8 protein-coding genes and 2 pseudogenes are annotated in these 10,093 nt (G+C 70.6%); 2 read left to right on the top strand and 8 right to left on the bottom strand.

Annotated elements, in window-relative coordinates:
* Window positions 1-44 precede the first annotated feature (44 nt).
* The 8 genes and pseudogenes from BM536_RS27435 to BM536_RS27400 all read right to left on the bottom strand — a co-directional run bounded on the left by BM536_RS27435 (window position 45) and on the right by BM536_RS27400 (window position 8,797).
* Entirely contained in the window at window positions 45-734 is a 690-nt protein-coding gene (locus BM536_RS27435; RefSeq protein ID WP_073492060.1) for a type 1 glutamine amidotransferase domain-containing protein, read from the bottom strand.
* A 130-nt stretch (window positions 735-864) separates the two neighbouring features.
* Window positions 865-1,458, bottom strand: coding sequence for a TetR/AcrR family transcriptional regulator (locus BM536_RS27430; RefSeq protein WP_073492061.1), 594 nt, complete (start codon window positions 1,456-1,458; stop codon window positions 865-867).
* A 148-nt stretch (window positions 1,459-1,606) separates the two neighbouring features.
* A complete protein-coding gene (locus BM536_RS27425) occupies window positions 1,607-2,359 on the bottom strand; it encodes a hypothetical protein (RefSeq protein WP_073492062.1) in 753 nt (250 codons plus the stop codon).
* A 12-nt stretch (window positions 2,360-2,371) separates the two neighbouring features.
* A pseudogene (locus tag BM536_RS27420) lies at window positions 2,372-7,133 on the bottom strand (putative T7SS-secreted protein).
* 2 nt (window positions 7,134-7,135) lie between these two features.
* Window positions 7,136-7,792 (bottom strand): hypothetical protein, encoded by a 657-nt coding sequence (locus BM536_RS27415; RefSeq protein ID WP_073492063.1) that lies wholly within the window; start codon window positions 7,790-7,792, stop codon window positions 7,136-7,138.
* Window positions 7,789-8,205, bottom strand: a complete 417-nt coding sequence (locus BM536_RS27410) for a hypothetical protein (RefSeq protein WP_211362956.1) — start codon at window positions 8,203-8,205, stop codon at window positions 7,789-7,791. The genes BM536_RS27415 and BM536_RS27410 overlap by 4 nt, the downstream gene beginning before the upstream one ends.
* 125 nt (window positions 8,206-8,330) lie before the next feature.
* Window positions 8,331-8,561 carry a hypothetical protein gene (locus BM536_RS27405; RefSeq protein WP_094103631.1) on the bottom strand — a complete coding sequence of 77 codons (231 nt, stop codon included), beginning with the start codon at window positions 8,559-8,561 and terminating at the stop codon, window positions 8,331-8,333.
* Complete coding sequence (locus BM536_RS27400; RefSeq protein ID WP_073492065.1) at window positions 8,558-8,797, bottom strand: hypothetical protein; 240 nt, start codon at window positions 8,795-8,797, stop codon at window positions 8,558-8,560. The genes BM536_RS27405 and BM536_RS27400 overlap by 4 nt, the downstream gene beginning before the upstream one ends.
* A 229-nt stretch (window positions 8,798-9,026) precedes the next feature.
* Between BM536_RS27400 and BM536_RS27395 the strand changes: the two are divergent.
* Window positions 9,027-9,868: pseudogene (locus BM536_RS27395) on the top strand (helix-turn-helix domain-containing protein).
* Complete coding sequence (locus BM536_RS27390) at window positions 9,850-10,059, top strand: DUF397 domain-containing protein (protein ID WP_073492066.1); 210 nt, start codon at window positions 9,850-9,852, stop codon at window positions 10,057-10,059. The pseudogene BM536_RS27395 and the gene BM536_RS27390 overlap by 19 nt, the downstream one beginning before the upstream one ends.
* Window positions 10,060-10,093 lie beyond the last annotated feature (34 nt).

The raw sequence follows: 10,093 nt of genomic DNA, 5'->3' as shown, positions 1-10,093 counted from the left end.
GCGGCGGTCATGCGTCGACGGCGGGGACGGGGCCGTGTCCGCGCTCACGCACCCGTCCTGCCGACGAGTTCGACGAGGGCGTCGGCTGCCGGCCCCGAGGAGGCCGGGTTCTGCCCGGTGATCAGGAGGCCGTCCCGGACGACGTACGGCTCCCAGTCGCCGATCTTGGAATAGCGGCCGTCGAGGCGCTTCAGCTCGTCCTCGACCAGGAAGGGGACGATGTCGGTGAGGGCGACGCCGTCCTCCTCGGAGTTGGCGAATCCGGTGACGTCCTTGCCCCGCACCAGGGGTGTGCCGTCCTCGTTCCGGGCGTGGCGCAGGACGCCGGGCGCGTGGCAGACCAGTGCGAGCGGCTTGCCCGAACGCAGGGTCGACTCGATCAGGCGCACGGAGTCGGGGTCCTCGGCCAGGTCCCACAGGGGGCCGTGGCCGCCGGGGTAGAAGACCGTGTCGAAGTCGTCGGCCGCGACCGAGTCCAGGCGCACGGTGTTCGTGAGAGCAGCGGTCGCCTCCGCGTCGGCCTCGAACCGGCGGGTCTGCTCCGTCTGGAAGCTCGGCTCGTTGCTCTTGGGGTCCAGCGGCGGACGGCCGCCCTTCGGGGAGGCGAGCGTGATCTCCCAGCCGGCCTCCTTGAAGCGGTAGTACGGCGCCGCGAGTTCCTCCAGCCAGAACCCGGTCTTCCGACCGGTGTCGCCGAGCTCGTCGTGCGAGGTCAGAACGATGAGAACCTTCATGCCATATCTCCTGATTAGTAGACCAGTCGTCTCTGGCTGGGCGGATGAAAACCCGTGTCTTCGCGTCCATGCCTTCACGTCCGGGCCTTCAAGCCCGTGTGCCGTATGGCCGGACGTGAGCCCGCTGGGCTCAGAGGTGGAGGAGCCGCCGGGTGACGGCCATGGTGGTGTCGAGTGATGCCGGGCTGCGCTGGATCTTGGCCATGACGCTCGCGCCGAGCCACATGCCGTACAGGACCTGCGCCACACCGCGAGCGTCCCCGTCGATCGCGATCGATCCGTCCGCGAGGCCGCTGGTGATCGTGCGCTCGATACGGTCGACGATGGCGCTGGTCCCCTCCTTCATGGCCAGCCGCATCGTCTCCGACAGATCGGCGACTTCGGCGCCGAGCTTCACGGCGAGGCACTTGCCCTGACACTCGTCGACGCTCTGCGTCTCCCGCCACTGCTGCCAGTACGCCATGAGCCGCTCGGCGGCCGACTTGTCGGGCTGCGCGAGGACGCGGTCCATGTCGGAGACGTACTCGTCGAAGTAGCTCTTCAGGAGTGCTTCACCGAAGGCGTCCTTGGAGTTGAAGTAGTGGTAGAAGGAGCCCTTCGGCACACCGGCCTCTGCGAGCACCTCGTTGATGCCGACCGCGGAGTAGCCCTTGAGGGCCATGACCCGCTGAGCGACATCGAGGATGACGCGCCGGGTGTCGGTGTTGCGTGCGGTTGCGGGCATGACGGAAACGTAGCACGCGATTAGACTGGTCGTCTAGCGCCGGTGGGTGCGCTCCGGCCGTCTGGCGCCGCCGCCCCCGCCACGGCGAGGCCGCAGCGCTCGAGCCCGCCGTGCGGCGGCTTCTCGGCGGTCGGTGGTCACTCTGTCGTCACCAGTTTCCGTAGTCCTGTACGTAGGTGGCGATCAGTTCGAGCAGGGCGTCGGCCCGGTGGCGGTCCTCGTGTTGTTCGCGCAGGGCCTTGTCGGCGGCCTGGAGGCGGGCCAGGGCGGTCGGTTCGCCGTCGACCAGGTCGTCGAGCACCGGTGTGGTGATGAGGTCCAGGCATTCGGTGAGCAGGTGGCGGGTGGCCGGGACAGGGGGAGTCGGGTCGGGGGCGGTGAAGTGGGTGGTGAGGTGGCGCGCGGGGTCGGTGAGGCTCCAGCCGACGACGTGGCCGTGCTGGACGAGGAGTGCCACGTCGGGGGCGATGCCGATGCGGGCGTCCAGCGGCTCGTCGAGGACGTCGAGGTCGCGCAGGCAGATGAGCGCAGTGTCCCCGGGAGCGCGGCACAGCACCGTGCACGTCTCATGGCGGAAGTCCCGGACCTCGTCCGCGCGGAGCCCGCCCCGCTGTACGGCGGGCATGACGGGGAGGCGGGTGGACGTTTCGGCGGCGGCGGACACGTACGGCAGCTGGAGTTCGGCCCCCACCAGGTTCCGGCTGTCCGGGTCGAACCGGAGGATGTCGGGTGTGTCCCACAGCCGGTCCTGGCTACCGAAGGTATGTGCGAGGGACCGCTCACGCTCCTCCGGGTTCACGTACTGCACGACGTCCACCGAGTCGCCGGTGAAGCGTGGGCTGATGTGCAGCGGATCGTCCGTCACCGTCGCATACCAGTCTGCGTCGAACGACAGTTTCATGGTCCTCCCGCCTTATTTGATCTGCTTCGCAGGGGCCATGTAGCCGTCCTCGGTAGGAATCCTGCCCTGCACGATGTCCTCGTGGGTCACCGGTGCACCGGGGTCCGTGGGCTTGCCTCCGAGCGCCGCCGCTCCGGAATCACCCTTGATGCCCGATTCACCGTAAGCCGTGATGGCCTGGCCCTGCTTGGAGCCGGGCCCGTAGACCACGGCGATGTCATTGTCCTTCCGGAAGATGAAGTTCCCCGCCTGGCCCGATGACTGGTACACGGCATCGGGGTTCTTCAGGATCTCCAGGACCCGTTCGTCGGTGAAGCCGTGCCGCGTATCCCCGTGGTACTTCGGATGCTTGTTGATCTCACCGTTCTGCGCCCTCTCGGCGACATCGTCGAGGATCTTGTCGATCCGCTTCTGGGCCTTCTCCTCCTTCGTGTACTTGGGCATGAGGCCCAGTGGGTCGCACCCGCTGTGCGGGTTGTCCACGTATGCGACGGGGTTCGGGGCGGCAGCCAGGCCGAGGGGGTCCGGTGAGGTGTAGCGGCCGGTCTCGGGGTCGTAGTGACGGAACAGGTTGTAGTGGAGGCCGGTCTCGAAGTCGTAGTACTGGCCGGGGAATCGCAGCGGGGTGTACGTGCTGCTGTCACGGGACCAGGCCGTGGTGCCCCAGAGGGTGCTCCGGGTTCGCCAGGCGATGTCGCCCGTCTCGTCGATGAGTTCGGTCGGCGTGCCCACGAGGTCGGTGGCGATGGCGAAGAACCGCCGGTCGATCTCCGCCTGGTGGTCGTCGGCCGTGAGGATGCGCTCGGTCTGGGCAAGGGGGACGACATCGCGGTGGTCCCAGGTGAGGGCGACCAGGTTCGGGGCGTCCGGTTGGTGGCTGGTCTGTTCGCACAGGGTGAGGCCGTCCCAGGTGAACCGGATCTCCTCGACCACACTCTCGCCGTCGGCGGCCAGGCGCTGCTTGGCGGTGCGGCGGCCGAGCGGGTCGTAGCGGTAGCGCCAGCGGGTCCCGTCGGGGGTGGTGACGGAGGTGAGACGGTTCTCCGTGTCCCACGTGTAGCGCCAGGTGTCCGGCTTGCGGGAGAGGCGGGTCTTCTGCCGCAGGGTGACCCGGCCGAGGGCGTCGTACTCGAAGCGGACGTCTCCGGCGCGTGTGAGCGTGGTGCCGGTGTAGGCGCGCGGTCCGGTGGCCTCGCGGCCGGGGTGGCCGGACGGCCAGGACGCCGAGGTCTGGTTGCCGGCGTCGTCGTAGGCGTACCGCTCCGTCCACCCCTGGGCGTGGACGGCGGTGACGCGGCCCACCCGGTCGAGGTCGAAGGTGCGGGTGCCCGACAGCCGGTCCGTGACGGAGGTCAGCTGACCGTCGGCGCGGTAGGAGTAGGCGCGGCTGTTGACGTCGCGCCCACCGGCGGTGATGTGCCGCGAGGAGAGCCGTCCGGCTTCGTCATAGGCGGAGGCCATGGTGATCGCGTCGCCGAAGACGCGGGCCAGCTCGCGGCCGGCGGCGTCGTGGGTGAAGTCGATCCGGTGACCGCCGCTGGTCAGGCGCTGGGGCAGTCCGTCGGAGCCGTAGGAGTAGGAGGTGACGTGACCGGTGGGCGTGGTGCGGCGCGTACGGCGGCCCAGGGCGTCGTAGGCGTACAGGACAGGGCGGCCGTCGACCAGTTCCGCCTTGGTGAGACCGCGACGGTCGTACTGGTAGCGCAGTTCGCTGTCCGGTCCGGCCGCCTCCACCAGGCGTCCCGCCCTGTCGTAGACGTAGCTCGTCACACGGCCGTCGACGTCCTTGCGGACGACCTGGCCGAGCTGGTCGCGCTCGAACGAGATGGTTCCGCCGAGCGCGTCGACGCGGGCGGCGAGCCGGCCGGCGGCGTCCATCCGGTAGGTCAGCGTGCGGCCGTCGAAGTCGGTCTCGGAGACGATGTCACCGGCGGCGTCGTACGTGTAGGTCCAGGTCAGTCCCTGCGGGCCGGTGACGCGGGTGAGGTGCAGCTCGGCGTCGTGCTCGAACTCGTAGCGGGCGCCGTCGGGCCTCGTGCGGGCGACCGGCAGGTCGAAGTGGGTGTACTCGAAGCGGGAGACGCCACCGGACGCGTCGGTGTGGGTGAGGCAGTTGCCCTCACGTCGTAGGTCCACGACTCCGTGCGCCGTCGGGACCGGTGCGGCGGGCGAGCTGCCCGTCGGCGTGCCACTCCAGGAGGGTGACGCCGCCCGTCGGATCGGTGATGCGGACCGGCCTGCCGCGGCCGTCGCGCTCCGTGCGGGTGACGGCGCCGCCGGGATCGGTCACCTCCACGGGCAGTCCCGCCGCGTCGCACACCACGTGTGTCGTGGCTCCGAGGGCGTCGGTGAGCGAGGTGAGCCGCCCGGCCCGGTCGTAGGTGCAGCGGGTGGTGGAGCCGGCCGGGTCGGTGACCGCCGTGCGGTTGCCGCGTTCGTCGTACTCGTGGACCGTGCGGGTGCCGTCCGGTTCGACGACCTCCACCGGCAGGCCGAAGGGGCCGCGCACGGTGCGCAGTTCGCTTCCGTCGGGGCGGGTGGCGGAGACGACCCGGCCGTCCTCGTCGTAGAAGAAGGCGGTGGTGAGGCCCAGCGGGTCGGTGCGGGTCCGCAGGTTGCCGCGCGCGTCGTAGGTGAACCGGGTGGTGCGTCCGAGCGGGTCCGTGAGGGCCAGGAGACGGCAACCGGGACCGAACAGGTGCCGGGTCGCGTGCCCTTCGGCGGTGGTGAGCGTGGTGGTGCGGTGGCCCGTCTCGGGGTCGGGTTCGGTGTACGCCAGGGTGATCTGGACGTGACCGGCCTCGCCGCCCTCCGCCACGACGCGGTCACGGTCGTCGTAGACGTAGTCGTAGCGGCTGTTGTTCGAGTCGATCCAGGCGATGACGCGGCGGCGGTCGTCGTAGACGAACGTGGTGGTGGCGCCCGACGGCTTGGTGACGGTGGTGAGGTCGCCGTCCTGGTAGCCGTAGCTCATCAGGGGCAGGTCCGCGCCGTCCGAGCCCGCGCCGGCCAGGGACAGGGCGGTGACCAGGCCGTCGGCCACGGAGAACTTCACCTGGTGGCCCGCCGAGTGGACCAGGGCAAGCGGCAGGCCGTCCTCGCCGCGGTCGACGGTGATGGTGTGGCCGTTGCGTTCGGTGATGCCGGACAGCCAGGCCGTGCCGTCGCCCCCCGGTTCGCTGCCGGGCGGAGCGGTGAAGCGGAAGACCAGGCCGCTGTCGGGGTCGGTGACCGTGTAGTCGCCGTCGGCCTCGCGGGCCAGCAGGGTTCGGGACCTGCCCGAGTCCGGTGTGGTGGGCGCGCCGGGGACCGGGTGCGGGTACGGCACCAGCAGCCCCTCGGCGGTGACGTGGACGACGCCGATGGCGTCGACCAGCAGCCGCTCGTCGACCGTGGACGTCCAGGCCGGCCCCAGGAAGCGGCCGACCGCGCAACCGGACTCGGTGCGGCGGGTGAAGACCAGCGGCAGGATTCCGGGGATGTCGACGTCGGTCTGGGGCAGGTACATCCGGCCCGTGGCGAGGTCCACCGGGTCGCCGCCCTGCTTGCGGTCGCCGTCCGGGGTGTTGTGCGTGCCGTCCGGGGCGTCGTCGACCAGGTTTCGCGCCCGTGCCGCGTCGGCGGCGTCCTCGGCGACGCGGATGCCCTTCACCGCGGCGCCGCCGCCACCGGTGGCGGCGGTCAGCGCGAGGTCCGGGATCAGGCGGCCGAAGCCCTCGGCCGGATCCTTCATGAAGTCGCTGATCATCTGCTTGCCGGTGCCGACCGGGTCGTTGGCGGCGACCACCAGGCCGGCGGCCAGGCTGTTGAGGGACGTGGCGTACTCGGCCGGGTGCGTGATGTTGTACGGGTCCAGCGGGTTGACGCTGCGGACGAAGTTGAGCAGCCCCGCCGTGCCCTTGATGATGCCGCCGCCCACATGGTCGCCGATGATCTGCAGTTCCTTGAACCCGTCGCCCAACTGCTCGGCGTACGACGGCTTCTGCGGAGCCATGTCACGGGCGGCGCGGACCGCCGTACGGGCCGTCTCCGCCGCCGAGTTCCGCTGCGTGCGGGCCTCGGCGAGGATGTCCTGGGCCTCCTTCATCAGCTTCTTGCCGGGGTCGTCGAACGTCTCCCCGGGCTTGGGCGGCAGCGAGGCGGGGTCGCGCTTGTCGGCGGGCTGGGCGTTGTAGCGGTCGACGGCGCTGTTGTAGTCGTCGACCTTCTTGCGGTGGGCGTCGGCGGCGTTCTCGGACGCCTTGACGCCCTCCTTCCACTTGTCGATCGCCGTCTGCGCCTGCCCCTGCGCCCAGGTGACGGTGTCGGCGAACGCGTCCAGCGCGCCCACCGCCTTCGTGCAGGCGTCGGCGGCGTTGTACCACTTGGGCGGCTGGGTGCTCACCGCGGTGCGCAGCGCCTCGGCCGTCTCGCCCTTGAGCCGGGCCGGGTCCATGCCCTTGAGACCGTCGCCGGTGCCGTCGAAGGCCTTCTGGAAGGCGCGGAGCTTCGCGGCGGTGGCGGTGATCTTGCTGGGGCTGCCGTAGATCAGCTTGGTCTTGTCCTCGGTCTGCCCGAGGTCCATCTCGTCGACCTCGGCGCCCAGCCGGTTGGCGACCGAGCGGGACTGCTCACGCACCCAGTCCGCGCCGGACTCCCAGCCGGCGTCGTCCAGCCGGTCGGCGGTCCAGTTGCCCGCGTCCTCGACCCGGTTGCCCACCCACTCGACGCCGTCCTCGACGACGTCCTCGACCGAGTCCGGCGTGATGTCACTGATGAAGTCGCCGATGCCCACTGTCAGTTCCCCCCGGACTCACCCTGCTGCTGCGCCTGTTGGGCGCGTTCCTCCGGCGACGGGCCGAAGGTGTCGTCCAGCGCCTGGTCCCACTGGTCGTCGGAGATGCCGAGTGCGTCGTTGAGCATCTCCGACTGCTGCCCGCCCCGGCCCTCGGTGAGGACGGTGCGGCCGGTGTCCTTCCAGGTCTGCTCCATCTCGTCGCCGGCCTTGTCCCACGACTCGGCACTCCAGTCGGGGTTCAGGTAGTCCGGCGTGAAGATGTCGCCCCAGTTCTGCTTGGCGATGTCCTCCTCGCTGGCGTGCGGGTTCCCGCCGAACAGGGAGTTGGCGCCCACCTTGAGGGTGCCCGCGACGTACTGGTCGTGCTCCCACAGGGTGCCCGCCGCCAGGCCGAGGCGGTTCGCCAGCTCGCTGGCGTCGTGCACCAGGGCGCGCACACCCCACTCCCAGCGCTCGCAGAAGTCCTCGAAGTCGACCGAGAGGCCGTGGTGCCCGGCCTCCATCCCCGTCATCGCCAGCTCGGAGAAGCCCTTGCCCATGATCGAGCCGGTGGCGCCGCCGAGTTCACCGAGCTGGTCGATCGTCGCGCCCACGCCCTGCGTGAACTTGGCGACGGACGCCTTGTCGAGATTGATGTCCGTACCGTCACCGCTCATGACCGTGCCCCCTCTTCCGCGTCACCGGTGTCGACGGCGACCGCCTCCGGAACGATGCCGACGACCGGCGGGAAGAACATCGAACCGTCCTCGGTGGCGATGTCGACGGCCAGACCGGCGGGCTCGCCCAGCGTGGGCACGATCTCGTCGACGATGCGCGCGCCGAGCAGTGCCGCGTACTCCATCGGCTGGTCGCCGGGCCCGTGGTGCAGGGCGAACCGGGCCAGCGCGGCCTCGTCGGTGAACCCGCAGATCCACCGCACCCCGCCCGAACGCACCGACCACAGACCCCCGTCGGCGACCGGCACCAGAAGCACCGAACGCCGCATCTCGCCGACCAGGGCACGGGGGTCGTCGCCTCCCCATCTCCGCTCGGCGATGCGCTCGGCGAGCGCGGCCTTGGGCTGCTGCACGGTTCCTCCCTGGACGTGAGTGACTGATGGCACCGTAGAACAGGACGCGCGGGGAGGTGGGGGCGGTTCTCGTGAAGGTGTGGGGGCGCGGGGGCGCACCCGCCCCAGGCGGGTGGCGTGGCGCGTCATCCGGGCTGCCTGCTCCGGGCGTTCGCCTCGGCGACGCGGGCGCTCAGCAGCTCGGCCGGGGTGAGGCGGCGGAGGTGGCCGGGCTCGGCGTCCCACTCGCGGCCACCGGTGAGTGGACGGAGCCGGAGGTACGCGCCCACGTGGCCCATGACACGTCCGACGCGGTCGCGGGCGCTGTCGTGGACGGCCTCGCCGACGGTGGGGATCCCGTCAACGTCCCCTGTCACCTGGCGATCCCCTTCGTGATCACGTCCGCGAGCATGAGGGCGACGGGGGCCGAGCACACGCCGAGGTGGACCAGCGCGTACTGCGCTTCGGCCTCGCGGTCGTCCGCCCAGGGCGTGCGGATGTCCATCGCGGGCAGCTGGATGCCGGCCCGGGAGAGGGCCGTGGCGAGGGCGTCGCGGGCGGCGAGGGCTTCCTGGACCTTGGCGGTGCGGGGAGCGGGAGGTGTGGGGGTCATGTGGGTCCTCGTCGGTGTGATGGGCGGCGGTGTGGTTCCGCTGATTCCATGACCGGGCTGGGCTGGCTGAATTACGCTGCGTAGTCCGGTCGTTACGAGGGTGCGGCCGGATGTGTGCGGCCGGGTCGTGGACGGGACGGTGCTTCCCCGTCGCGCGATCGTGGTTCCACACGTTCCACACGTTCCACAGGTCCCACATCGCTCACGCGAACGTCCCGGAGGGAGCCGTATGCCGCAGCGACGCGTCGTCACCGGCCGCAGTCAGGAACCCCGTCAGCGGTTCGCCGAGGAACTGCGGACCCTGCGGGCCGGCAGCGGGACGAGCCTGCGGGCGCTCGGCGAACGGCTCGGCTGGGACTGGTCGTTGTTCGGCAAGATGGAGAAGGGCGAGACGCTCGGCAGCCCGGAGGTCGTCCAGGCGCTCGACACGCACTACGGGACGCCGGGGTTGTTGCTGGCGTTGTGGGAACTGGCCGCCGGGGACCATACGCAGTTCCGCGAGCGGTACCGGCGGTACATGGCCCTGGAGGCGGAGGCGGTCAGCCTGTGGCACTTCGCGGTGAGCGTGTTGCCGGGGCTGTTGCAGACGCCGGGTTACGCGCGGGAGGTGCTGGCGGCGGGCGGGCTCAGGGGGAAGGAGCTCGAGCAGCAGGTCGAGGCGCGGATGGGGCGGCGGGAGTTGTTGGAGGGCGAGGACGCGCCGCCGTTCCGGACGATCCTGTCGGAGGCGGTGCTGCGTACGCCGCTGCGGGATGCGGGGGAGTGGCGGGGGCAACTGGAGTACCTGGCCGTGATGGCGAGCGGCCGAATGTGACGATGCAGGTGCTCCCGCTGAGCGCGGGCATGCACGGTTTGGACAGCACCGCACTCATGTTCCTGCGGCTTCAGGGCGGGCTTACCGTTGCGTATACGGAGAACGCCCACCGTGGTGAACTCATCGAAGCGGACGCACCGGTTGAGCGACTACAGCGTGCGTACGATGCGATGCGCGACTTGGCGCTGTCCCCAGCCGAGTCGCTGAAGTTCGTCCTGGCCATCTTGGAGGAAGCACCGTGCGAGGCATCGACCTGAGGGCCGCTAGCTGGCGCAAGAGTTCATACAGCAACTCGGATGGTGGCGAGTGCGTCGAGGTCTCCGACGACTTCGCCCCTGCCGTCCCGGTACGGGACAGCAAGGTTCCCGACGGGCCGGTGCTCGTGTTCCCGGCTCCCGGCTGGTCCTCCTTCGTCTCGGCGGTCAGGGACGGGCAGTTGAGGGACTGAGCGGGGACCCGCCCCCGGACGCCGACGGCCGGGC

It is taken from the genome of Streptomyces phaeoluteigriseus (assembly GCF_001896135.2).
Taxonomy (GTDB): domain Bacteria; phylum Actinomycetota; class Actinomycetes; order Streptomycetales; family Streptomycetaceae; genus Streptomyces; species Streptomyces phaeoluteigriseus.
The sequence above is the reverse complement of the archived record's forward strand: the minus strand, read 5'-3'. Positions and strand labels throughout refer to the sequence as shown.